The organism is Neorhizobium sp. T25_27 (assembly GCF_002968565.1).
Taxonomy (GTDB): Bacteria; Pseudomonadota; Alphaproteobacteria; order Rhizobiales; family Rhizobiaceae; genus Neorhizobium; species Neorhizobium tomejilense.
Window position 1 is genome coordinate 701,644 of the sequence record NZ_PVBJ01000001.1, and the last position, 24,650, is coordinate 726,293.

At 62.7% G+C, this 24,650-nt stretch carries 20 protein-coding genes and 1 other RNA gene; all 21 read left to right on the forward strand.

The features are described from left to right. The first annotated feature begins 17 nt into the window (after positions 1-17). Positions 18-1,208 carry an FAD-binding oxidoreductase gene (locus C5J24_RS03510; RefSeq protein ID WP_105416613.1) on the forward strand — a complete coding sequence of 397 codons (1,191 nt, stop codon included), beginning with the start codon at positions 18-20 and terminating at the stop codon, positions 1,206-1,208. A 70-nt stretch (positions 1,209-1,278) separates the two neighbouring features. Further along, positions 1,279-1,713: RNase P RNA component class A (rnpB, locus tag C5J24_RS03515), an RNA gene on the forward strand. Positions 1,714-2,161: 448 nt separating this feature from the next. Continuing rightward, positions 2,162-2,596, forward strand: a complete 435-nt coding sequence (gene mraZ, locus C5J24_RS03520; protein WP_245446544.1) for a division/cell wall cluster transcriptional repressor MraZ — start codon at positions 2,162-2,164, stop codon at positions 2,594-2,596. A 14-nt stretch (positions 2,597-2,610) separates the two neighbouring features. Then, complete coding sequence (rsmH, locus tag C5J24_RS03525; protein WP_105415635.1) at positions 2,611-3,636, forward strand: 16S rRNA (cytosine(1402)-N(4))-methyltransferase RsmH; 1,026 nt, start codon at positions 2,611-2,613, stop codon at positions 3,634-3,636. 3 nt (positions 3,637-3,639) lie between these two features. Then, entirely contained in the window at positions 3,640-4,101 is a 462-nt protein-coding gene (locus C5J24_RS03530) for a hypothetical protein (protein ID WP_105400772.1), read from the forward strand. Next, the gene (locus C5J24_RS03535) at positions 4,101-5,843 is read left to right on the forward strand and encodes a penicillin-binding protein 2 (RefSeq protein WP_105415637.1); all 1,743 of its coding nucleotides are present in this window, start codon (positions 4,101-4,103) and stop codon (positions 5,841-5,843) included. The genes C5J24_RS03530 and C5J24_RS03535 overlap by 1 nt, the downstream gene beginning before the upstream one ends. A gap of 59 nt (positions 5,844-5,902) precedes the next feature. Continuing rightward, positions 5,903-7,363, forward strand: coding sequence for a UDP-N-acetylmuramoyl-L-alanyl-D-glutamate--2,6-diaminopimelate ligase (locus C5J24_RS03540; RefSeq protein ID WP_105416615.1), 1,461 nt, complete (start codon positions 5,903-5,905; stop codon positions 7,361-7,363). Continuing rightward, positions 7,360-8,790, forward strand: a complete 1,431-nt coding sequence (locus C5J24_RS03545; protein WP_105415639.1) for a UDP-N-acetylmuramoylalanyl-D-glutamyl-2,6-diaminopimelate--D-alanyl-D-alanine ligase — start codon at positions 7,360-7,362, stop codon at positions 8,788-8,790. The genes C5J24_RS03540 and C5J24_RS03545 overlap by 4 nt, the downstream gene beginning before the upstream one ends. 30 nt (positions 8,791-8,820) lie before the next feature. Next, positions 8,821-9,924: a phospho-N-acetylmuramoyl-pentapeptide-transferase gene (gene mraY / locus C5J24_RS03550; RefSeq protein ID WP_046633517.1), complete on the forward strand. Its 1,104-nt coding sequence runs from the start codon at positions 8,821-8,823 to the stop codon at positions 9,922-9,924. 7 nt (positions 9,925-9,931) lie between these two features. Then, positions 9,932-11,329, forward strand: coding sequence for a UDP-N-acetylmuramoyl-L-alanine--D-glutamate ligase (gene murD / locus C5J24_RS03555; RefSeq protein ID WP_105415641.1), 1,398 nt, complete (start codon positions 9,932-9,934; stop codon positions 11,327-11,329). 25 nt (positions 11,330-11,354) lie between these two features. Next, on the forward strand, positions 11,355-12,509 hold the full coding sequence (gene ftsW, locus C5J24_RS03560) for a putative lipid II flippase FtsW (protein WP_105415643.1): 1,155 nt from the start codon (positions 11,355-11,357) through the stop codon (positions 12,507-12,509). A gap of 7 nt (positions 12,510-12,516) precedes the next feature. Next, a complete protein-coding gene (murG, locus tag C5J24_RS03565) occupies positions 12,517-13,641 on the forward strand; it encodes an undecaprenyldiphospho-muramoylpentapeptide beta-N-acetylglucosaminyltransferase (RefSeq protein ID WP_105415645.1) in 1,125 nt (374 codons plus the stop codon). Next, positions 13,638-15,047 carry a UDP-N-acetylmuramate--L-alanine ligase gene (gene murC, locus C5J24_RS03570; RefSeq protein WP_105415647.1) on the forward strand — a complete coding sequence of 470 codons (1,410 nt, stop codon included), beginning with the start codon at positions 13,638-13,640 and terminating at the stop codon, positions 15,045-15,047. The genes murG and murC overlap by 4 nt, the downstream gene beginning before the upstream one ends. A gap of 3 nt (positions 15,048-15,050) precedes the next feature. Next, positions 15,051-16,025, forward strand: coding sequence for a UDP-N-acetylmuramate dehydrogenase (murB, locus tag C5J24_RS03575; RefSeq protein ID WP_105415649.1), 975 nt, complete (start codon positions 15,051-15,053; stop codon positions 16,023-16,025). Between the two features lie 249 nt (positions 16,026-16,274). Continuing rightward, positions 16,275-16,976 carry an aquaporin Z gene (gene aqpZ / locus C5J24_RS03580; RefSeq protein WP_105415652.1) on the forward strand — a complete coding sequence of 234 codons (702 nt, stop codon included), beginning with the start codon at positions 16,275-16,277 and terminating at the stop codon, positions 16,974-16,976. A 333-nt stretch (positions 16,977-17,309) separates the two neighbouring features. After that, entirely contained in the window at positions 17,310-18,236 is a 927-nt protein-coding gene (locus tag C5J24_RS03585; RefSeq protein ID WP_105415653.1) for a D-alanine--D-alanine ligase, read from the forward strand. Further along, positions 18,224-19,156 carry a cell division protein FtsQ/DivIB gene (locus C5J24_RS03590; RefSeq protein ID WP_105415655.1) on the forward strand — a complete coding sequence of 311 codons (933 nt, stop codon included), beginning with the start codon at positions 18,224-18,226 and terminating at the stop codon, positions 19,154-19,156. The genes C5J24_RS03585 and C5J24_RS03590 overlap by 13 nt, the downstream gene beginning before the upstream one ends. Then, complete coding sequence (gene ftsA, locus C5J24_RS03595) at positions 19,153-20,484, forward strand: cell division protein FtsA (protein WP_046633535.1); 1,332 nt, start codon at positions 19,153-19,155, stop codon at positions 20,482-20,484. The genes C5J24_RS03590 and ftsA overlap by 4 nt, the downstream gene beginning before the upstream one ends. An 87-nt stretch (positions 20,485-20,571) precedes the next feature. Beyond that, entirely contained in the window at positions 20,572-22,347 is a 1,776-nt protein-coding gene (gene ftsZ / locus C5J24_RS03600) for a cell division protein FtsZ (RefSeq protein ID WP_105416617.1), read from the forward strand. 255 nt (positions 22,348-22,602) lie between these two features. Next, positions 22,603-23,559 carry a UDP-3-O-acyl-N-acetylglucosamine deacetylase gene (gene lpxC / locus C5J24_RS03605; RefSeq protein ID WP_105415657.1) on the forward strand — a complete coding sequence of 319 codons (957 nt, stop codon included), beginning with the start codon at positions 22,603-22,605 and terminating at the stop codon, positions 23,557-23,559. A 242-nt stretch (positions 23,560-23,801) separates the two neighbouring features. After that, on the forward strand, positions 23,802-24,644 hold the full coding sequence (locus C5J24_RS03610) for an outer membrane protein assembly factor BamD (RefSeq protein ID WP_105400782.1): 843 nt from the start codon (positions 23,802-23,804) through the stop codon (positions 24,642-24,644). Positions 24,645-24,650 lie beyond the last annotated feature (6 nt).

Below are 24,650 nucleotides of genomic sequence, written 5' to 3' on the forward strand. Positions count from 1 at the left end.
AATCGAAAGGCGAGGGCATGACGGAACGGTTCAGATTTATCGTGATCGGGAGGGGCATGATGGGCGCTGCGGCTGCCCGCTACCTCTCGAAATGGACCGACGGTATTGCGTTGGTCGGTCCCGGTGAGCCGGCGGACTACGGGCGCCATGAAGGCGTCTTTGCCAGCCACTACGACGAGGCGCGCATCACCCGGACGATCGATCCCGATCCCGTGTGGGCGCGCCTCGCCAACCGTTCGATCGAACGTTACGGCGAGATCGCCCGCGAAAGCGGCTTGGATTTCTATACCGAATCGGGCTGCTTGCTGGTCGGGCCGAAGCGGGGCGAGGGACCTTCCTATGTCGCGAACGTCCTCGATGCGGCAGATAAGCTCGGCGTTTCGACCGAGACGCTGTCGGATCTCGATCTTGCCGATCGGTTCGGTTTCTTCTCGTTCCCGCAGGCGAGCGAGGGTGTCTGGGAGCCCAGGAATGCCGGGCACATCAATCCGCGCCGGTTGGTGAAGGCCCAGGCTCTGATCGCCGAACGCCAGGGCACGGCAATTATTCCCGAAACGGTTTCCTCGGTGCGACAGGATGGCGATCAGGTCACCGTCACGACCAGCGAGGGCAACAGCTATGTTGCCGAAAAAGTGCTGGTCGCAGCCGGAGGTTTTTCGATCAACGAACGGCTGCTCGGCGCACGCCTCGACCTGAGCGTTTATGCCCGCACTGTCGCCTTCTTCGAGGTCGATGAGGCCGCCATGGACATCTCGGGCAGGGTGCCTTCGCTGATCTGGAAATGGGGCGAGGGCGAGGACGGCATCTATCTCCTTCCGCCGGTGCGGTATCCCGATGGCAGGATCTATCTGAAGATCGGCGGCGATCCGGATGATCTGCTGCTGCCGACCGAGCCGGACATCCGCGCTTGGTTCCGCTCGGGCGGACGGGAAAGCACCAGGGCGCGGCTTGCCGAGATCATGACACGGCTGATGCCGGAACTCGATCTCTCGCGCTCGTCGATGGCGGCCTGCGTCACCTCGTTCACGCCAACCGGATATCCGGCAATCGCCATGACGCAAGCCTCCCGAATCGGCATCCTCAGCGGCGGCTGCGGGGCGGCGGCCAAGAGTTCCGACGAGATCGGCCGGCTCGGCGCCGAGCTGATCTTTCATGGGAAAATCCGGGACGAAGCCTATTCGACGGATTTCCGGGCGGATTATCTCTAAGCCGATTATCTCCGGCCTGATTGCTTCTCGCCTATGGCTTTCGCTCTCCATCTCGGTTATGGACCGCCTGCCAGTTGGCCGGGCAGCCGCGCTTTACCAATGCCGAAAGGCGGTAAGGTGAGGAAAGTCCGGGCTCCACGGAAACACGGTGCCGGATAACGTCCGGCGGGGGCGACCCTAGGGAAAGTGCCACAGAAAGGAAACCGCCCCGCTTGCTGTACCGCTTTAAACAAAGCGGCAGAGCTGGCGGGGTAAGGGTGAAAGGGTGGGGTAAGAGCCCACCGCGCTTCTGGTAACAGCGGCGGCAAGGTAAACCCCACCGGGAGCAAGACCGAATAGGGATGACACGGGCCGCGTGAAAGCGTGGCTACAGCCTGTTTCCGGGCCAGTCATCCGGGTGGGTTGCGTGAGGCGACATGCAAATGTCGTCCCAGATGAATGGCTGCCACGTTCCGGTGCTTGCACCGGGGCCATACAGAACCCGGCTTACAGGCCAACTGGCGTTTACCTCCTCTCGCCGTCGCGATTCTGTCTGCGCCTTTGGCAAGGAGAGACGTCCTGCGGCCGCTTTTTGCGGTGCAGCGTTTATATCAGGAGTTTCGAAAGCTCCTTTGTTTGTCGGCGCTTAACAAGTGTCCACAGTTCACTTGTCGGACACTGCCGAGGCGGTTTCTTCACTCCCTCCGATAACCCTTTGTTAAACTTAACAGCTTATAAATAAATCCCATCTGGGAGTGGCTAGCGGGGCTTCTCCCATTGACGCCCATATGGTCCCATGGTATCCCAAAATCGCACTGCACAAGGGCGAATGAGCGCCCGCCAACCCCTGAGTTTCGGTCGTCCTACGGCCGGGCGGTTATCCGCCCATCCGGGCGGCGAAGCTGTGTTTGGTGTTGTGTCAACGGGTGGACGGGCTTCCGTCCTGAACCATAACGGAGCGGATGTTTGGCGTGATGAGCCGCTTCCTGTCGAATGCGACGAACAGGATCGATGCGAAGGGGCGGGTCTCCGTTCCGGCGAGTTTTCGTTCGGTTCTTTCGGAGCGCGGGATCCGGGAGCTTTATTGTCTCCAGGATTTCATCTATCCGGCGATCAGCGTCGGCGGGCCGGATCTGCTCGATCGTTACGAGCGGCAGATCGCTTCCGCCGATCCGTTTTCGCCGGAAGCGAACCGGATGTCGCTGCTCGTACACGGTGGCGGCGTCTTCATGAGGCTCGATGCGGAGGGCCGGCTGATGGTTACGGATTTCATCCGCGACTTCACGGGAATCGGCTCGGATGTTACCTTCGTTGGGCGCTCGGATCATTTTCAACTTTGGCAGCCGCAGGCGTTCTACGAGGCGCAGGCGGCGGCGAGAGAGGGGCGCTTCGGTTCGCGTCCCGCGTAAGACAGGGGAACGGAATGGCGGCGAATCCAGGCGACGGAACAACCGAGCCCGAAGGCGGACCGGTTCGTCACATTCCGGTTCTTCTAAAAGAAGTTCTGGAGGCACTCGAGCCTCGGGCCGGCAAGGTCATTCTCGACGGTACGTTCGGGGCGGGCGGTTATACATCCGCCATTCTTGCCGCCGAAGCCGAAGTGATCGCGCTCGATCGCGACCCGAATGCGATTGCCGCCGGCAAGGCGCTTGCCGATGCCCATAAAGGCCGCCTCCACCTCATTCAATCGCAGTTCTCCAGTCTTGCCGACCACGCGCCGGAAGGCGGGCTCGATGGCGTCGTGCTCGATATCGGCGTCTCCTCGATGCAGATCGACGAGGCTGATCGCGGCTTTTCCTTCCAGCGCAACGGACCGCTCGACATGCGCATGTCGGCGAGCGGCGTCTCCGCAGCGGATGTCGTCAATCGCGCCAAGGTCGGCGATCTCACCCGCATCTTCGGTTTCCTCGGTGAGGAAAAGCACTCGGGCCGTATCGCCCGCGCCATCGAGAAGCGTCGCCTGACTGAACCCTTCACCACGACGCGCGAACTCGCCAACCTCATCGAGACGGTCAATCCGCGCAAGGCCAAGGACAAAATCCATCCGGCGACCCGCGTCTTCCAGGCGCTGCGTGTCTTCGTCAACGACGAACTCGGCGAGCTTGCTCAGGCGCTGTTTGCCGCCGAGCGGGCCCTGAAGCCCGGCGGCCGGCTGGTCGTCGTCACCTTCCATTCGCTGGAAGACCGGATCGTCAAGCAGTTCTTCGCCGATCGTTCCGGCAAGGCCTCCGGCTCGCGCCACCTGCCGATGGTCGAGGCCAAGCCTGCGATTTTCGAGCCGATCGGCAAGTCGATGATCTCGGCGAGCGATGAGGAGGCGGAACTCAATCCGCGCGCCCGTTCCGCCAAGCTTCGCGCCGGGGTCAGGACGGAAGCTCCGCCACGGTCAGCCGACATCTCCATTTTCGATCTGCCCGATCTCGCCAGCCTTGCAAAGATGGGAGCCTGATACATGCTGCGTAGCTTCGATCTTGTCCTGATCGGCGTGATGACGGCAGCGGCCGTCGTCACCTATTCGATCAAGCACCGCGCCGATGAAAAACTCAGCGAAGTTCGCCGGCTCGAATCGGAAATCAAGCTGGAGAAAGACACGATCGATCTCCTGAAGGCGGACTGGGCTCTGCTGACCCAGCCGAACCGCCTGCACCGGCTGATCAACGTCTACAGTTCCGAGCTGGCATTGGCTCCCACGGAGACGACGCAGCTTGCGATGCCGAAGGAACTGCCGATGCCCAAGGCCCGGCTTCCGCAGCCGGAGACCACGATCGAGGACATCATCGCCGGCAAGAACAGCGAGGTTGCCGCCGCGCTGAAGGGGGTTGCTGCCGCCAAGGCCAAGCCCGCCGCCAAAATTCCCGTGCCGCAGCGGCGCGGTCCCATCGAAGTCATTTCCACAGGATCGGTGAAACGCTGATGTCTTTCCTGTCCCGCATCATGATCGTCAAGAGCCGCGCGCATTTCTCCTCCGGCAGCCGTGGCCGCGGCTCCGAGAAGGCCTCCTTCGAGGGGACCCGCAAGCGCAAGTCTGCCCAGGCGAAAAACCGCGTCGGCCTGCTGATCGCCGGTTTCACGGTCTTCTACTGCGTCGTCGGCGGCCGGCTGATGCAATATGGAGTCGCGCAGCCGCTGACGACATCGAGCATCCTGCCGGCGGACCGCCTTCTGGCGTCGCGCCCCGATCTCGTCGACCGCAACGGCGCGGTTCTGGCGACCGACATCCGCACCGTTTCGCTGTTTGCCGAACCCAACAAGATCGTCGATGCCGACGAGGTGATCGAGAAGCTCTCGACGGTTCTGAACGACCTCGACGTCAAGGGCACCTATTCGAAGCTGACCTCGAACTCGCGTTTCCAGTGGCTGCGCCGCCAGTTGACGCCGAAGCAGCAGAGCCAGATCCTGGCGCTCGGCATTCCGGGCATCGGTTTTCGGCCCGAGAAACGCCGTTTCTATCCGGGCGGCCCGACCGCCGCGCATGTGGTCGGTTATGTCAATATCGACAACCGCGGCGTTGCCGGCATGGAGCGTTACGTCGACAATCAGGGGCTTGCCGATCTCGCGGCCGTCGGCATGACTTCCAGCCAGCCGCTGGAGCCGGTCAAACTGTCCATCGACCTGCGTGTCCAGTCAATCGTCCGCGACGTCGTGTCCGAGGCGATCAGCAAGTACCGGTCGATCGGCGCCGGCGCGGTCGTTCTCGATGTCCATACCGGCGAAATCGTCGCCATGGCGTCCGCGCCCGATTTCGATCCCAACAACCCGGCCGAAGGCGGCGAGGAGGGTTGGTTCAACCGCATGTCGAATGGCACGTTCGAAATGGGCTCGACCTTCAAGTCCTTCACCATCGCCATGGGTCTCGACTCCGGCAAGGTGAACCTTCAGAGCACGTTCGACGCCCGGTTCCCGATCCGCATCGGCGGCTTCACGATCAAGGATTTCCACGGTAAGGGGCGCGTGCTGAGCGTGCCGGAAATCTTCCAATATTCGTCCAACATCGGCACCGCCAAGATTGCCGATACGGTCGGCATCGAAGGCCACAAGGATTTCCTGACCAAGCTCGGCCTGCTGACCAAAATGCGGACGGAGCTTCCGGAAGTCGCCTCTCCGAGCCAGCCGCGCGAATGGAAGAAGATCAATTCGGTCACCATTTCCTTCGGCCACGGTGTCTCGACGACGCCGTTGCAGACGGCGGTTGCCGGTGCAGCGCTCGTCAACGGCGGAAAATACATCCCGCCGACCTTTCTGCCGCGCAACCGAGCAGAAGCCGACAAGATTGCGACCCAGGTGCTCAAGCCCTCGACCAGCAAGGACATGCGCTTCCTGTTCGAATGGAACGGCGCCAACGGATCGGGCCGGAATGCCCGCGTCGCGGGCTTCAACGTCGGCGGCAAGACGGGTACGGCGGACAAGGTCGTCAACGGACGTTACGCCCATGACAAGAACTTCAACGCCTTCCTCGCGGCCTTCCCGATGGACAATCCGCAATACGTCGTCTTGACGTTCTGCGACGAACCCAAGACCGACAAGGGCAACGGCGCGGCTCTTGCCGCGACGTCCGCCGCTCCGATGGTCAAGGAGATCATCACCCGCGCCGCGCCGATTCTGGGTGTGAAGCCGAAATTCGGCAATGACGGTTCTGCCCTGCTTGTGTCTTATTGAGCGATAACAACTTGAGCGGACGATTCGAGGGGACGACGCTCAGAATGGACGATCAACCGATGAAATTGCGAGAACTCGCCGGACAGGATTTCCCGGAAATAGCCGACCTGATGGCCGGGCCTGCAGGCGATCTCGAGGTGACCGGGCTTACTTCCGACAGCCGGAAGGTAACCCCGGGCATGCTCTTTGCGGCACTCGCAGGCACCAAGGCGGACGGTTCGAGCTATATCGGCGATGCCGCCGCCCGCGGCGCGGCCGCGGCGATTGCAGGGCATTCGGCGGAAGCGGGCATTCCGGTTCTTGCCGTCTCCAATCCGCGCCGGCTCCTGGCACTGGCGGCCGCCCGTTTCTACCATGCGCAGCCGGAAACCATGGTTGCCGTCACCGGCACCGCCGGCAAGACCTCCGTTGCCTCGTTCACCCGCCAGATCTGGGCGCATGCCGGCCATGCCGCGGCACAGATCGGCACGACCGGCGTCGTCTCGCCCACCCGCAACGACTACGGAACGCTGACCACGCCGGATCCGGTCGACTTGCAGCAGCTGCTGGCGGAACTGGCTGCCGAAGGCGTTACCCATGCCGCCATGGAGGCTTCCAGCCATGGCCTCGACCAGAGCCGGATCGACGGCGTGCGTCTTTCCGCCGCCGGCTTCACCAATCTCGGCCGTGACCACATGGACTACCATCCGACGATCGAAAGCTACATGGCCACCAAGATGCGGCTCTTCGATACGCTGATGCCGAAAGGCTCGCCGGCCGTCATCTTCGCCGACGACGCCTGGTCGGAAGAGGCGATACGAGTGGCGACGGTTGCCGATCTCGAAGTCCGCACCGTCGGCCGAAAGGGCGATTATCTGTGCCTCAAGCGCGTCGAGCATTTCCGGCACAAGCAGATGGCCGAGATCCACATCGGCGACCAGATTTTTGAAGTCGATATTCCGCTTGCCGGTGATTTCCAGGTGGCGAACGCGCTGGTCGCGGCAGGACTTGCGATGTCGACCGGGGTTCCGGCTGCCGTTGCCATGGCCGCGCTCGAAAAGCTGGTGGGCGCCTCGGGTCGTCTCGAGCTGATCGGCCAGACAAAAGCCGGCGCGCTCGCCTATGTGGATTATGCCCACAAGCCGGACGCGCTGGAAAACGTGCTGACCTCCGTGCGCCCGTTCACGACCGGGCGGGTCATCGTGGTGTTCGGCTGCGGCGGCGACCGCGACAAGGGCAAGCGGCCGATCATGGGTGACGTGGCGACGCGGCTTGCCGATATCGTCATCGTCACCGACGACAATCCGCGTTCCGAGGTTCCCGAGGTGATCCGTTCCGAGATCATGGCGGCGGCTCCGGGCGCAATCGAGATCGGCGACCGGGCCAAGGCGATCCGCCAGGCAGTCAATATGCTGCGGGCCGGCGATACGCTGATCGTCGCGGGCAAGGGCCATGAACACGGCCAGACGATCGGCACGACGGTCCTGCCGTTTTCCGATCACGTCGAAGTCCGCAAGGCACTGGAGGAGATGAAATCGTGAGCTGGCTATGGACCTCCGAGGATTTGACGTCTGCCATGGGCGGCCGGCCGATCGGTGCGCTTCCGGCGGGCATCACCGGCATCTCGATCGACAGCCGTTCCATCGGCCAGGACGAGGCTTTTTTCGCTATCAAGGGCGATCGCGTCGACGGTCATGACTATGCAAGTCTCGCGGTTGCCAACGGTGCGACGCTGATCGTCGTCAACGAGGCGAAACTGCCTGCGCTCGGCAAATTGACGGTGCCGATGATCGTGGTGGAGGACGTTCTCGCCGCTCTTGGCAAATTGGCGCTCGCGGCACGCGACCGCAGCAGGGCCTGTATCGTCGCCGTGACCGGTTCGGTCGGCAAGACCACCACCAAGGAGATGCTGCGCCACGCGCTTGCGCCTTCCGGAAAGGTGCATGCCGCCGTCGCGTCCTTCAACAATCACTGGGGCGTGCCGCTGACACTCGCCCGCATGCCGGCTGATACCGATTTCGGGGTCTTCGAGATCGGCATGAACCATCTCGACGAAATCCGCCCCCTGGTCAAGATGGTGCGCCCGCATGTGGCGATCATAACCACGATCGCCGCCGCCCATCTCGGCCATTTCAAGAACCTCGAGGAGATTGCAGCCGCCAAGGCCGAGATCTTCGAAGGCCTTGAGTCGGGCGGTTCGGCGATCCTCAACCGCGACATCAAGCAGTTCGGCTTCCTGCAGAAAAAGGCGCAGGAGGCAGGCGTCTCGCACGTCCACACCTTCGGCCAGCACGCCAAGGCGGATTTCCGGCTGGCGGATTTCGAAGGCAACGGGGAAAACTCGGTCGTCTGGGCGGTGCTGAACGGCGAGACCTCGGAAGTCCATATCGGTGCTCCCGGCCGCCATATCGCCGAGAACGCCATGGCAGTCCTCGGCGCCTGCCTGCTGGTCGGCGCGGACATGGCCGGTGCAATGGCGGCGCTCGCGGGGCTGAAGCCGGTCAAGGGCAGGGGCGAGCGCCACCGCCTCGGCATTGGCGAAGGCCATCTGACCCTCATCGACGAGAGCTACAACGCCAACCCTGCCTCGATGCGGGCGGGGATCGCGCTTCTGGCGGCGGCGACGCCGGAACTGACCGGCCGGCGGATCGCGGTCCTCGGCGACATGCTCGAAATGGGCGAGTTTTCCGCGAAGGTGCACGAGGAGCTGGCAGGTCCGCTGCTCGCCGCCGGTATCGAGCATGTCTGGCTGGCGGGTGCGGAAATGGTAGCGCTGCGCGACGCGCTGCCCGACACCGTCGACGTGCAATATTACGAAAAAACCGCGGATCTCGCCGATTTTGTGGTGCGCTCGGTGATCCCTGGCGACGTGGTGATGGTGAAATCTTCGCTTGGCATCGGTTTCGGCAAGATCGTGGCCGCGCTTATTGACAACTACCCGGCATTCTCCGACACGGAACGCCACTAATTGAGACGCGGCTTCTAGAAAGGGCGCTGAATGCTGATCTGGCTTGTGGAACTGGCGGACAAAGTCCAATTTTTCAACCTGTTCCGGTACATCACCTTCAGGACGGGTGCTGCGCTCTTTACGTCTGCGCTGATCGTCTTCCTGTTCGGGCCGATGATCATCGCATCGCTGCGCCTGCGCCAGGGCAAGGGACAGCCGATCCGCGCCGACGGGCCGCAGACCCATTTCAAGAAGGCCGGCACGCCGACCATGGGCGGGCTGATGATTCTCGCCGGCATCGTCGGCGGCTCGCTGCTCTGGGCCGACCTTTCGAACGTCTATGTGGTGGCGACCCTCCTCGTCACGCTGGGTTTCGGCGCGATCGGCTTCTATGACGACTATCTCAAGGTCACCAAGCAGACCGACAAGGGGTTTTCCGGCAAGGCCCGACTCGGCATCGAGTTCGTGATCGCCGGCATCGCGGTCTTCTTCATGATGCGGGTGGCGCTCGCCACCGGCCAGTCGAGCAATCCGACGCTCGGCACCTCGGTCGCCTTCCCTTTCTTCAAGGACCTGTTCATCAATCTCGGCGTCTTCTTCGTGCTGTTCGGCGGTTTCGTCATCGTGGCTGCCGGCAATGCGGTAAACCTGACGGACGGCCTAGACGGGCTTGCCATCGTGCCGGTCATGATCGCCGCGGCTTCCTTCGGCGTCATCGCCTATCTCGCCGGCAACGCGGTGTTTGCGGGATACCTGCAGATCAATTTTGTGCCCGGCACCGGCGAGCTCGCCGTCATCCTCGGCGCGGTGATCGGCGCAGGCCTCGGCTTCCTCTGGTTTAACGCCCCGCCGGCCGCCATCTTCATGGGCGATACCGGATCGCTGGCGCTCGGCGGCCTGATCGGTTCGGTCGCGGTTGCCACCAAGCACGAGATCGTTATGGCGATCGTCGGTGGCCTGTTCGTCATGGAGACGCTGTCGGTGATCATCCAGGTCGGCTTCTTCAAGATGACCGGCCGGCGCGTCTTCCTGATGGCGCCGATCCACCACCATTTCGAAAAACTCGGCTGGACGGAAAGCCAGGTGGTGATCCGCTTCTGGATCATCGCCGTCGGCCTTGCCATGCTCGGCCTTTCGACGCTCAAGCTGCGGTGACACGGCGATGATCGCGGTCACCACATTCAAGGACAAGCCGGTCGCGTTGTTCGGCCTCGGCGGCTCGGGACTGGCCACGGCCAGGGCCCTGGTTGCCGGCGGCGCGAAGGTGGTCGCCTGGGACGACAATCCCGACAGCGTTGCCAAGGCGACGGCCGAGGGGATCGCGACCGCCGATCTGCGCGGCATCGACTGGTCGGCACAAGCCGCCTTCGTGCTGTCGCCTGGCGTGCCGCTCACTCATCCTAAGCCCCATTGGAGCGTTGACCTTGCCCGGTCCGCCGGCGTCGAGATCATCGGCGATGTCGAGCTTTTCGTGCGCGAGCGCCGGGCGCATGCGCCGGATTGCCCGTTCATCGCGATTACCGGCACCAACGGCAAGTCGACGACCACGGCGCTGATCGCCCATATCCTCACGTCGAGCGGCCGCGATACCCAGCTCGGCGGCAATATCGGCACCGCCATCCTGACGCTCGATCCGCCGAAGGCCGAGCGTTATTTCGTCGTCGAATGCTCGTCCTACCAGATCGATCTGGCGCCGACGCTCAACCCGACCGCCGGCATCCTGCTCAACCTGACGCCTGATCATCTCGACCGCCACGGCACCATGCAGCATTATGCCGACGTCAAGGAACGGCTGGTTGCCGGTAGCGGCACGGCCGTGATCGGCGTCGACGATTCGTTCTGCGCCCTGATTGCCGACCGCATCGAGCGGGCCGGCGTCGCGGTCAAGCGGATTTCCAAGCGGGTCGTCGTTGCCGACGGTCTTTATGCCGAAGGCAGCCGGATCATCGAGGCGCATGGCGGCGCGACGTCGCTGCTCGTCGATCTCGACGGCATCCAGACGCTCAAGGGCAGCCACAACGCCCAGAACGCGGCGGCGGCCATCGCCGCGTGCCTCGCGGTCGGCGTGTCGCGGGACGAGATCCGGGCGGGACTGAAATCCTTCCCCGGTCTGAAGCATCGGATGCAGCCGGTCGGCCGCCGGGGCCAGGTCGTGTTCGTCAACGATTCGAAGGCGACCAACGCGGATGCGGCAGCGCCGGCGCTCTCCAGCTACGATCGGATCTACTGGATTGCCGGCGGCCTGCCGAAGGAGGGCGGCATAGTCAGCCTCGCTCCACTCTTCCCGCGTATCGTCAAGGCCTATCTGATCGGAGAAGCCGCGCCGGCATTCGCGGCGACGCTTGGCGAGGCGGTGCCCTACGAGATTTCGGGCACGCTCGAAAAGGCGGTCGCGCACGCAGCGGCGGATGCAGGAGCCGATACGACGCCGTCCGCGGTGATGTTGTCGCCGGCCTGCGCCAGCTTCGATCAGTTCAAGAATTTCGAGGTTCGCGGCGATGCCTTTGTCGGCCATGTCGCGGGTCTCGACGGCGTCACGATGTTGGTCGATTTAGATTGATCGAGACGGAAAAGGGGAACGACAGATGGTAAGCCGCGCAGACCGTGGGCCGCTCGCAGACTGGTTCTGGACGATCGACCGTTTCTTCCTCGTCGCCTTCGTTTTGTTGATGGGCGTCGGTTTCATGCTCTCCTTCGCGGCATCGCCGGCGGTCGCCGAGCGTATCGGCCTCAACAGCTTCCATTTCGTCGAGCGTCACGCGCTGTTCCTGCTGCCGTCGCTGGTGGTGATGGTCGGCCTGTCCTTCCTGACGCCGCGGCAGGTGCGGCGGACCGCGATCGTCCTCTTGATCATCTCGCTGACGCTGATGGTGCTGGCGCTGTTCTTCGGCGTCGAGGTCAAGGGATCGCGGCGCTGGATCGGCGTCGGAATGTTCTCGATCCAGCCGTCGGAATTCATGAAACCGGCCTTCGTCGTCGTCTGCGCCTGGCTGTTTGCCGAGCACGCGCGGCAGCCGGAAATCCCCGGCAATCTCTTCGCCATCATCCTTTTCGGCATCGTCGCGGCACTGCTCGTCGCCCAGCCCGACCTTGGCCAGACGATTTTGACCAGCGTCGTCTGGGGGGGCATGTTCTTCATGGCCGGCATGCCCTGGCTGTGGATCGTGCTGCTCGGCGGCGTCGGTGCCGGCGGCATCGTCACCGCCTATTACATGCTGCCGCACGTGACCGCCCGTTTCGACAAGTTCCTGACCGGGGAGGGCGACCGCTTCCAGATCGAGACGGCGCACGAAGCGATCCTGCAGGGCGGCTGGTTCGGGCAGGGGCCGGGCGAAGGCATCGTCAAGCGCATCCTGCCGGACAGCCACACGGACTTCGTGTTCTCCGTTGCAGCGGAAGAATTCGGCATTATCTTCTGTATGGCACTGGTGGCGATCTTCGCCTTCATCGTGCTGCGCGGCCTGAACCACGCCTTCAAGGAGCGCAACGACTTCAACCGGTTCGCGGTCGCTGGCCTCGTGCTGCAGATCGGCATGCAGTCGCTCATCAATATCGGCGTCAATCTCGAACTCATGCCGGCCAAGGGCATGACGCTCCCCTTGATCTCCTATGGCGGCTCCTCGATGATCGCGATCTGCATCACTGCAGGCTTCATCCTGGCGCTGACCCGCCATCGTCCGGAGAAGCGAGCGCAAGAGCGGAGCCTGTTCCGGGTCGCCCAGAGCGTACCCGCGGAGTAAAAGTCGAATGACCAAGGGCATCATATTGCTTGCCGCCGGGGGAACCGGCGGTCATGTGTTTCCGGCGGAAGCGCTGGGACACGAACTGAAGGCGCGGGGTTATTCCGTGCATCTCGTCACCGACAGCCGGGCGGAGCGTTATGCCGGCACGTTTCCCGCCGACGAAATCCATGTCGTTCCGTCCGCCACGTTCGGATCCAAGAACCCGATCGCGCTCGCCCGCACCGGCTGGAAGCTGTGGACGGGCCTGCGGGCTGCGCGCCGCCTGATCGGCCGCCTGAAGCCGCTTGCCGTGGTCGGCTTCGGCGGCTACCCGACCGTGCCGCCGCTGATGGCTTCGACCGCCATGGGCGTGCCAACGATGATCCATGAACAGAACGCCGTGATGGGCCGCGCCAACAAGGCGTTGGCCGCCAAGGTCCAGGCGATCGCCGGCGGTTTCCTGCAGGAGGGCAGTGGTCCTTATGCGGACAAGACCGTCACGACGGGCAATCCGGTGCGTCCGGCCGTGCTTGCGGCCTCCAATATTCCCTATGTCGCCTCTCGCGGCGACGATCCGTTCCGGCTGGTCGTGTTCGGCGGCAGCCAGGGCGCGCAGTTCTTCTCGTCGGCCGTGCCGACGGCGCTCAGCCTGCTCGACCAGGCCGAGCGCGATCGTGTCGTCGTTACCCAGCAGGCGCGCCCGGAAGACAAGGATCGGGTCAGCTCCTGCTTTGCAAAGCTCAAGGCACCCGCCGATATCTCGTCGTTCTTCTCGGACATGGCCGAACGGCTGGCGACGGCACATCTGGTCATCTGCCGCTCCGGTGCCTCCACTGTGTCGGAAATCGCGGTGATCGGCCGGCCGGCCATTCTCGTGCCTTACCCACATGCTCTGGATCACGACCAGGCAGCCAATGCCGAGGCGCTGGTGGCGACCGGCGGCGCAAAGGTCGTGCAGCAGTCGGATCTGTCGCCGGAAAAGCTTGCCGCGATCATTTCGGGTGCGATGAAGGATCCGGATAAGCTCGAAAGAATGGCAGCGGCCGCCAGGTCCGCCGGACGGCCGAATGCGACCGGCCAGCTTGCGGATCTGGTCGTGGCGATCGCGGAGCGGAAATCAATTTCGGAATTTAAGGGAGTGCGTGCATGAAGATGCCGAAGGCCATAGGGCTCGTTCATTTCATCGGCATCGGCGGTATCGGCATGAGCGGTATCGCCGAGGTGCTGCATAATCTCGGCCACAAGGTCCAGGGATCCGACCAGGCCGACGGTGCAAATGTCCAGCGCCTGCGCGACAAGGGCATCCCGGTCTTCGTCGGCCACCAGGCCGAGAATATCGGCGATTCCGAGGTGGTCGTCGTCTCGACCGCGATCAAGAAGAACAATCCGGAGCTGATGGCCGCGCGCGAAAAATCGCTGCCGATCGTGCGCCGCGCCGAAATGCTCGCCGAGCTGATGCGCTTCCGCAATGCGATCGCCATCGGCGGCACACATGGCAAGACCACTACGACCTCGATGGTCGCGGCGCTGCTGGAGGCAGGCAGCCTCGACCCGACCGTCATCAACGGCGGCATCATCAACGCCTACGGCACCAATGCCCGCATGGGTGAGGGCGAGTGGATGGTGGTCGAGGCCGACGAATCGGACGGCACCTTCCTGAAGCTGCCTGCCGACGTCGCCGTCGTCACCAATATCGATCCCGAGCATCTCGACCATTACGGCAATTTCGACGCGGTACGCGCCGCCTTCCGGCAGTTCGTCGAGAACGTGCCTTTTTACGGGTTCGGCGTGCTCTGCCTGGATCATCCGGAAGTGCAGGCGCTGGTCGGCCGCATCGAGGACCGCAAGATCGTCACCTATGGCGAAAACCCCCAGGCGGATGCGCGTTTCTCGAGTGTCCGCATGGAAGGCACCAAGTCGATCTTCGACGTGGAAATTCGCCGTCGCCGCACGGGCCGGGTGTTCCAGTTCAAGGATCTTGCGCTGCCGATGCCCGGGCGCCACAACATTTCCAACGCCACCGCCGCGATCGCCGTCGCCAACCGGCTCGGCATTTCGGAAGAGGATATCCGCAAGGGGCTCGCCAATTTCAGCGGCGTCAAGCGGCGCTTTACCCTGACGGGGACATGGAACGGCGTTTCGATCTTCGACGACTACGGTCACCATCCGGTGGAGATCAAGGCCGTGCTGCGGGCTGCCCGCGAATCGTGCCAGGGCCGCATCATCGCGGTGCACCAGCCGCATCGTTACACGCGTCTGTCGAGCCTCTTCGAGGATTTTGCCAATTGCTTCAACGATGCCGACAGCATCATCCTGGCGCCGGTCTACGCCGCCGGCGAGGAGCCGATCGAAGGTGCCAATTCTGAAACGCTGATTTCGCGCATCCGTTCGGGCGGCCATCGCGACGCAAGATACATGGCGTCGCCGACAGAACTCGCTTCGATTGTATCGGGCATTGCGAAGCCGGGTGATTTCGTGGTTCTTCTGGGAGCGGGCAATATCACACAGTGGGCCGCGGCGTTGCCGAAGGAACTGGAAAGCATATCGGGACAGTAGGAAATGAAACAGGTGAACGGGGAAAAGCTTCTGGCGTCGTTGGGGGATGACGTCAACAAACTGCGCGGAAGGCTGACGCCGGACGCGCCGATGGATCGCGTTACCTGGTTCCAGGCCGGCGGGCTCGCCGAACTGATGTTCCAGCCCCATGACGTCGACGATCTCGTGACTTTCCTGCAGATCCTGCCGGAAGAGGTGCCGCTGACGGTGGTCGGCGTCGGTTCGAACCTGCTGGTCCGCGACGGAGGCATTCCCGGTGTCGTTCTGCGTCTCTCGGCCAAGGGTTTCGGCGGGGTCGATCTCGTCGGTGACAACCGCATCAAGGCCGGCGCGATCTGCCCCGACAAGCACATTGCCGCAATGGCGATGGACAACGGCATCGGCGGTTTCGCCTTCTATTACGGCATCCCCGGCTCGATCGGCGGCGCTCTGCGCATGAATGCCGGCGCCAATGGCGGCGAGACGGCCGGGCGCGTAGTCGAAGTGCATGCCGTCGACCGCAAGGGCGGCACGCATGTCTTCTCGACTGCCGAGATGGGCTACAGCTATCGCCATTCCTCGGTCCCGGCGGACATGATCTTTACCCACGCGGTCTTCGAAGGATATCCCGAGGAGCGGGCAAAGATTCGCGCCGAGATGGATGCCGTGCGTCAGCATCGGGAGACGGTGCAGCCGATCAAGGAAAAGACCGGCGGCTCGACCTTCAAGAACCCGGAAGGCCATTCCGCGTGGAAGCTGATCGACGAGGCAGGCTGCCGCGGGCTGGTCAGCGGCGGAGCACAGATGTCGTCGCTCCATTGCAACTTCATGATCAATATCGGTTATGCCAGCGGCTACGACCTCGAATATCTCGGCGAGACCATTCGCCAGCGGGTCTTTGAACATTCCGACGTCAAGCTCGAATGGGAAATCAAGCGCCTCGGCATCTTCATGCCCGGCCGCGAGGTGAGACCCTTCCAGGGCATGACAAGCGAATGACGGTACTCGACCGGGGTGAGGCAAAGGCCCCCGGTTGGCGGGTTGTCTTGTAAATTTAAGACGTTGCAGCGGTCATCTCGTGTTTTGATTCAGTTGGATAGCGCCGGTGACGCCGGTGCAACCTTGGATATTTCACGAGATGCTTATTCATTGAGCATTCATGAGAGTATATTGCATAATACCCCTGTTTGAATGAGATTCGTGCCAAGAACCGGCAGGGTGCCGGGGGCACGAGCAGGGGGATATCCGATGTTTAAAAAATTAGCAGCCGAGTTTTTCGGCACTTTCTGGCTTGTCTTCGGTGGATGCGGCAGCGCGGTTCTGGCTGCTGCATTTCCGGATCTCGGTATCGGCTTCGTCGGCGTAGCGCTCGCGTTCGGCCTGACGGTGCTGACCATGGCTTATGCGGTCGGCGGCATTTCCGGCGGGCATTTCAATCCGGCGGTATCGGTGGGACTGACGGTGGCGGGCAGGTTCCCGGCATCGAGCCTGCTGCCTTACGTCATCGCTCAAGTGGTAGGAGCGGTCGTTGCTGCCCTGGTTCTCTATCTCATCGCCTCCGGCAAGGCTGGTTTCCAGCTCGGCGGCTTTGCGTCCAACGGCTATGGCGAGCATTCGCCCGGCGGTTATTCGTTGACCTCCGCGCTGTTGATAGAACTGGTTCTCACCGGTTTCTTCATCTTCATCATTCTGGGCGCGACCGGACCGAAGGCGCCGGCCGGGTTTGCTCCGATCGCAATCGGCCTTGCGCTGACGCTGATCCATCTGATCTCGATCCCTGTCACCAACACGTCCGTCAATCCAGCACGTTCGACCGGCGTCGCGCTGATCGTCGGGGACTGGGCTGTCGCACAGCTTTGGCTTTTCTGGGTTGCCCCGATCGTAGGCGCCATCCTCGGCGCGCTGGCGTGGAAGCTGGTGGACGATTCGGAAGAGCGGGCCGCGGCCTGATCTTTTCTTCCCGGTAAGAGAGCCCGCGAAGCCGCACGCTTCGCGGGCTTTTCCGTGCCTCGAACTTTCAGGAATCGCCGTCCGATTCGAGAGGCTCGACCCTCCTTTTATTGCCGTTCCGAATGTTGCCGCAAACTGGGCGTTAACATCCAGCGATTCGATTTTTCCTTTGTTTTCATGCTTTTGGCTACCCGGGTTAATCAAGGTAAACGGTTTGTTAACTATATTCGGGCACTAATGCAGGCATGCCTAACGTCCGGCGAGAATCGTCAGAGAACAGGTTGGCGCAAGCGCCGTACTAGAGAGTGTAGTCCTTTTTGGCGGGAGTGATTGATGAGCGACAAGCACGTGGCTGTTTTGATGGGAGGATTTTCCTCCGAGCGGCCTGTCAGCCTGTCCTCGGGCACTGCCTGTGCGGATGCTCTCGAAGGTGAAGGCTATCGCGTCACCCGCGTCGATGTCGGCCGAGATGTCGCGGCCGTTCTCTCGGAGCTTCGGCCGGACGTAGCCTTCAATGCCTTGCACGGACCTTTCGGTGAAGACGGAACGATCCAGGGCATTCTCGAATACCTCGAGATACCCTACACCCATTCCGGCGTGCTTGCCTCGGCGCTCGCCATGGATAAGCATCAGGCCAAGCACGTCGCCAAGGCATCCGGCATTCCCGTCGCCGAAGCCAAGGCCATGAGCCGCTTCGATATCGGTAACGCCCATCCGATAAAGCCGCCCTATGTGGTGAAGCCGGTTCGCGAAGGCTCGTCCTTCGGCGTCGTGATCGTCCAGGAAAATCAATCGCATCCGCCGCAGATCATCGGTTCGGCCGAATGGCGTTACGGCGATCGTGTTCTGGTCGAGCGCTATATCTATGGCCGCGAACTGACCTGCGGCGTGATGGGCGATGTGGCGCTTGGCGTCACCGAAGTGGTGCCGCTCAGCCACGCCTTTTACGATTACGATGCGAAATATGCGGAGGGTGGTTCGAAACACGTCATTCCGGCGCAAATTTCACCGAATGTTTACCAAAAGATTCAAACACTAGCGCTTAAGGCGCATCAGGCGATGGGCTGCCGTGGCGTCAGTCGCTCCGACTTTCGCTACGACGACCGGTTCTCCGAGAACGGCGAGGTTATCTGGCTGGAAATCAACACGCAGCCGGGCATGACCCCGACATCACTGGTGCCCGAAATGGCCGGCCATGCCGGTCACTCATTTGGTGAACTCGTCCGTTGGATGGTGGAGGACGCTACGTGTTTGCGTTGATCGGCAGAAAAGCGGGTGGACCGCGAGGCCGTTCTCAGGCTCATTATCTCGGTGCCGAAGAGCGCCGGGTTCTTCCGCGCCCGCTTCGCCGGGTGTTCCGCTTCTGCGTCAGTCTCGCCACCGGCCGCATCCATATCCCGCCCCATACGGGAACCGTTTCCGCTGCAGGCTTCTTCGCGGTAGTCGGCCTTTACGGCATGTCGCTCGGCGGTCACGGCCAGACGGTCGCCCAGGCAACGACGGCGGCTGTCGGCTTTGCGATCGAGGATGTGCGCGTCTCGGGCAATGACCAGACTTCCGAAATCGACATTCTGCAGCTTCTTGGCCTCGACGGCACGACCTCGCTGGTCGCTCTCGACATTGATTCCGCCCGCCGCAAGCTCTCGGCGCTTCCCTGGGTCCAGTATGCGGAAGTTCGCAAGATTTATCCGAAGACGATCGAGGTGATGCTGAAGGAACGTCAGGCCTTCGGCATCTGGCAGCACGGCGCCGAACTCTCGCTGATCGAAAAGAACGGCAGCGTGATCGCGCCGTTGCGTGACAACAAGTTCGCCTCGCTGCCGCTCTTCGTCGGCCGCGATGCCGAGACGGCCGCATCCTCCTTCGAGGACGCCATGGCCGGCTGGCCGGAGCTGAAAAATCGTGTGAAGGCCTATGTTCGCATTGCCGGTCGCCGCTGGGATCTGCATCTCGACAACGGCGTCGTGCTGAAGTTGCCGGAAGCCAACGTCGCCAAGGCGCTGCGCGTGCTCGCACGGCTCGAAAAGGAGCAGGGCTTGCTGGAGCGCGATGTCGCCGGTGTCGACCTGAGGCTTGAGGATCGCACCACCATTCAGCTCACTCCCGGTGCCATGGATCGCCGCAAAGAGGCGCTCGATGCGCGGACAAAGGCCTTGAAGAAACTGGGAGAGCAGTCTTGAGCGTATTCGGTTCTTCCCATTTCGGTCTGCCGCGCATGAAGCCGCTGTCTTCCAAGCGCAGCCACGTCGTTTCCGTCCTCGATATCGGCTCAACCAAGGTGGTCTGCATGATCGCCCGGCTGACGCCGCGCCAGGAAAGCCAGGTTCTGCCCGGCCGCACCCACAATATTGAGATCATCGGCATCGGCCACCAGCGCTCGCGCGGTGTGAAGTCCGGCGTGATCGGCGATCTCGATGCCGCGGAAAGCGTCGTTCGCCTCGCGGTCGATGCCGCCGAGCGTATGGCGGGGCTTACCGTCGACAGCCTGATCGTCAACGTCTCCGCCGGCCGCATCACCAGCGACGTCTATACGGCGACGATCGATCTCGGCGGCCAGGAAGTGGAAGAGGCCGATCTCAAGAAGGTGCTGGTGGCGGCAAGCCAGCAGTCGCTGCGCCAGGATCGCGCCATCCTGCACTCGCTTCCGACCGGTTTCTCGCTCGACGGCGAACGCGGCATCCGCGATCCGCTGGCGATGTTCGGCGACACACTTGGTGTCGACATGCATGTCGTGGCCGCTGAGCGCGCCACGCTGAAGAACCTCGAACTCTGCGTCAACCGTGCGCATCTCTCGGTCGAAGGTATGGTTGCAACGCCTTATGCGAGCGGCCTTGCGGCCCTCGTCGACGACGAAGTCGAACTCGGCTGCGCTGCGATCGACATGGGCGGCGGCACGACGACGATCTCGGTCTTTGCCGAGGGGAAGCTCGTCCATACGGATGCGATCAGCCTTGGCGGTCATCACGTGACCACCGACCTTGCCCGCGGGCTTTCGACCCGCATCGAGGATGCGGAACGCATGAAGGTCGTTCACGGTTCGGCGCTCGCCAACGGTGGCGACGAGCGGGATGTGATCTCCGTTCCGCCGATCGGCGAGGACGATCGCGATCAGCCGACCCAGGTGCCGCGTTCGCTGGTCACCCGCATCGTACAGGCGCGCATCGAAGAGACGCTCGAGCTCATCCGTGACCGCATCCAGAAGTCGGGTTTTAGCCCGATCGTCGGCAAGCGCGTGGTGCTGACGGGTGGTGCCAGCCAGCTTACCGGCCTTTCGGAAACGGCGCGCCGCATCCTGGCGCGCAATGTCCGCATCGGCCGTCCGATGGGCGTCTCCGGCCTGCCGACGGCAGCCAAGGGACCGGCCTTTTCGACGGCAGTCGGGCTGATGATCTATCCGCAGGTCGCGGATCTCGAAACACACGCTTCGCAGAGCGGCCTGATGGCCACGCTGGGAAGCGGCAATGGCAGGCTGGCCCGCGTGGGCCAGTGGTTGAAGGAAAGTTTTTGATGCGAGGGGCTTCGGCCCGCGTATCGGAGAAGAGTTGCAATGAATTGGCCGGCGGCGATGCGGCCAGCAAAAGAAGGAACTGGTGCAATGACCATCAAGCTGCAAAAGCCTGATATCACCGAGTTGAAGCCTCGGATTACCGTGTTTGGCGTCGGTGGCGGCGGCGGTAACGCCGTCAATAACATGATCACAGCCGGCCTCGAAGGCGTCGATTTCGTCGTCGCCAATACCGATGCCCAGGCGCTGACCATGACCAAGGCCGAACGCATCATCCAGATGGGCGCTCGGGTCACCGAAGGTCTCGGCGCCGGTTCGCAGCCGGAAGTCGGCCGCGCCGCCGCGGAAGAATGCCTCGACGAGATCGTCGATCACCTGCATGGCACGCACATGTGCTTCGTCACCGCCGGCATGGGCGGCGGCACCGGCACGGGTGCCGCGCCGGTCGTCGCGCAGGCCGCCCGCTCCAAGGGCATCCTGACCGTCGGCGTCGTCACCAAGCCGTTCCATTTCGAAGGCCAGCGCCGCATGCGGCTTGCGGAATCCGGCATCCAGGAACTGCAGAAGTCTGTCGACACGCTGATCGTCATTCCGAACCAGAACCTCTTCCGCATCGCCAATGACAAGACGACCTTCGCCGACGCGTTCGCGATGGCCGACCAGGTTCTCTATTCCGGCGTCGCCTGCATCACCGACCTGATGGTCAAGGAAGGCCTGATCAACCTCGACTTCGCCGACGTCCGCTCGGTGATGCGCGAGATGGGTCGCGCGATGATGGGTACCGGCGAAGCATCCGGCCCGGGCCGCGCCATGCAGGCCGCAGAAGCCGCGATCGCCAACCCGCTGCTCGACGAGACTTCGATGAAGGGCGCTCAAGGGCTGTTGATCTCGATCACCGGCGGCCGTGACCTGACGCTGTTCGAAGTCGATGAAGCTGCGACCCGCATTCGCGAAGAAGTCGATCCGGATGCGAACATCATCCTCGGCGCGACCTTCGACGAAGCGCTCGAAGGCCTGATCCGCGTATCGGTCGTGGCGACCGGCATCGATCGCGCCGCCGGCGCCGTCGACATCCGCGCCGCCGAAATGCGCGCCGCTGCCAAGCCGATCATCCGCCCGTCGGCTGCCATTGCTCCGGCGCCTGTTGCTGCTCAGCCGGCTCCGGTCATGCAGGCAGCCCCGGCTCCGAAGCCGGTCGTCGATCCGATCGCCGAGACGATCCGCATGGCGGAAGCCGAAATGGAACGCGAACTCGCTATTGCTGAACCGCAGCACCAGCATGCGGCACCTCAGCCGGTCGCTCCGCAGCCGGTCATGCATCAGCAGGAGGAGTTCCGCCCGCAGAGCCGCATCTTCGCAGCTGCTCCGGCCGAAGCACCGGCCCCGGTCATGAGCCGCCCGGCTCCGGCCCCGCAGCCAGCCCCGGTTCATCATCACGCGCAGCAACCCGCTCCGGCGATGAGCCAGCCGGCTCCGCGCCCGGCGCAGCCGGTCTACCGCGAGCCGATGTCGCAGGTGGTCGAACCGGTTCGCATGCCGAAGGTCGAGGATTTCCCGCCGGTCGTGAAGGCCGAAATGGATCGTCGCGCCCAGCCGGTGAGCCATGTGCAGGAAGAACGCGGCCCGATGGGTCTCTTGAAGCGGATCACCAACTCGCTCGGCCGCCGCGAAGAGGAAGAGCCTGCTCACATCGAGCCGGCCGCACCGGCTCCGGCCCCGCAGCAGCGTCGTCCGCTGTCGGCCGAGGCAAGCCTCTATGCGCCGCGCCGCGGCAATCTCGACGATCATGGACGTGCGGTTCCGCAGGCCCATCACGAGGAAGATCAGCTCGAAATTCCGGCCTTCCTGCGCCGCCAGTCGAACTGAGTTAAAGACGGTCACGAAACGTGAAGAAGGCCCGGATCACGCATCCGGGCCTTCGCTCGTTTTATCAATCAAGACGTAGAGTTAACAACGTAACAATCCGAAATGAACAGTGATTTGGATTGTGCCGGATGGCTGCGTATGAAAGACGCTAAGACACGCCGACAGAGATCGACCGATTCAGGCGATCGGTCCGGCAGGCGTTAAGAATATCGGATCCTTTTGCTTTACGGATCCGGCGAAAAGAAGGCAGCAGGAATGACTATCGGACTGTTCGGTTTCCAGACCACCATCGCCTCCCCGGTAACCCTGAAGGGCATTGGCGTTCATTCCGGAGCCCCCGTCAGCCTTACTTTTCAGCCTGCCGAAGCTGGCACCGGCGTAATCTTCACGCGTCTTCTGGACGACGGCAGCTCGGTCGAATATCGGGCCGTTTCCTCCCAGGTCGGCAATACCGATCTCTGCACCGTTCTCGGCACTTCGCTTTCCCGTTCCGTCGCGACGATCGAACACGTAATGGCCGCGATTTACGCGCTCGGCGTCGACAACCTTATGGTCGAAGTCGATAGCGGCGAGATGCCGATCATGGACGGCAGTTCCTATCCGTTCATCGAAGCGATCGAGCAGGCCGGCATCGTCAATCTCGGCATCAAGCGCCGCTACATCCGTGTCCTGAAGCCGGTCCGCATCGACTCCGGCGCTTCCTGGTCGGAGTTCCGCCCCTATGACGGCACCCGTTTCGAGGTCGAGATCGATTTCTCTTCGCCGCTGATCGGCCGCCAGACCTGGAAGGGCGACCTGACCGCCGAGACCTTCAAGCAGGAACTCTCCCGTGCCCGCACCTTCGGCTTCATGCGCGACGTGGAGCGTCTCTGGGCTGCCGGCTACGCACTCGGTTCCTCGCTCGAAAATTCGGTCGTCATCTCGGACGACGACACGATCGTCAATGTCGAGGGCCTTCGTTACAAGGACGAGTTCGTGCGCCACAAGACGCTCGATGCCGTCGGCGACCTGGCGCTTGCCGGCGCCCAGTTCATCGGCTGCTACCGCTCCTATCGCGGCGGCCACAAGATGAATGCCAATGCGCTGAAGGCGCTGATGAGCGATCCGACGGCTTATGAGGTCGTCGAGGCTCCGTCGTCGCGTGCGGCCCGCGTGCGGGCAGGGGAGTTCGTACCGGTCAACGTGCCGGAACTTACGTCCTGGTTTGCCTGATAAAGTTGACCCAGTCGACTCGGCCGCTTCTCCGGAAGCGGCCTTTTTCTTTTTTGGGGACAGGGTTCCGATTTAACCTTGAAATGCCGTATTGCGGCGACGTGCCACAAAAATGCATTAATGCCACAGCATTGCGTTGCTCTCCCTTTGCTTTTATGGCTAGAACGGCCTGCTTGGGCAGCGGGCTTTTCAGGCGCGGGACGATCAGGAATTCTCGAATGAACCATGTAAGGTCTGTTGGAATGCGTAAGACGGCAAGAGTAGCGCTTGTGTCGCTGGTGCTGGCCGGCGCCGGCTTTGGCATGACCGCCTGCCAGTCGGATCCCGATATTGACATCACCAAGCTCGGTCTCGAAACGGATGCGCCGGAGACGCTCTACAACCAGGGTCTCGCCAACATGAAGGCAGGCAACCTTGCCGAAGCAGGCCGCAAGTTCGATTCGATCGACCGCCAGAATCCCTTCACTGAATGGGGCCGCAAGGCGCTCGTCATGAGCACATTCACCAAGTACCGGCTCGGCCGCAACGACGAGGCGGTGGCCACCGGCAACCGCTACATGAGCCAGTATCCGCAATCGCAGGATTCGGCCTATGTCCAGTATCTCGTCGGCCTCGCTTACTCCAAGCAGATCGCCGACGTGACCCAGGACCAGCGCGCTGCCGTGCGCACCATCGATGCGATGAACAAGGTCGTGACCAATTATCCGACCTCGGAATATGTCGAGGATGCGCAGGCGAAGATCCGCTTCGCGCGCGACCAGCTCGCCGGCAAGGAAATGCAGATCGGCCGCTATTATCTGGAGCGCAAGGAATATCTTGCCGCGATCCAGCGCTTCCGCAACGTGGTCGAGCAGTACCCCAACACCAATCAGGTGGAAGAGGCGCTGGCACGCCTGACCGAGGCCTACTATGCGATGGGCATCACGGAAGAGGCGCAGACCGCTGCCGCTGTCCTCGGGCGCAATTATCCCGACAGCCAGTGGTATGCGGACTCCTTCAAGCTGCTGAAGGGCAACGGCGTCGAACCGCGCGAGAATCGCGGTTCGTGGATTTCCCGCGCCGGGGCCAAGCTGATCGGCGCTTAAGGTCTG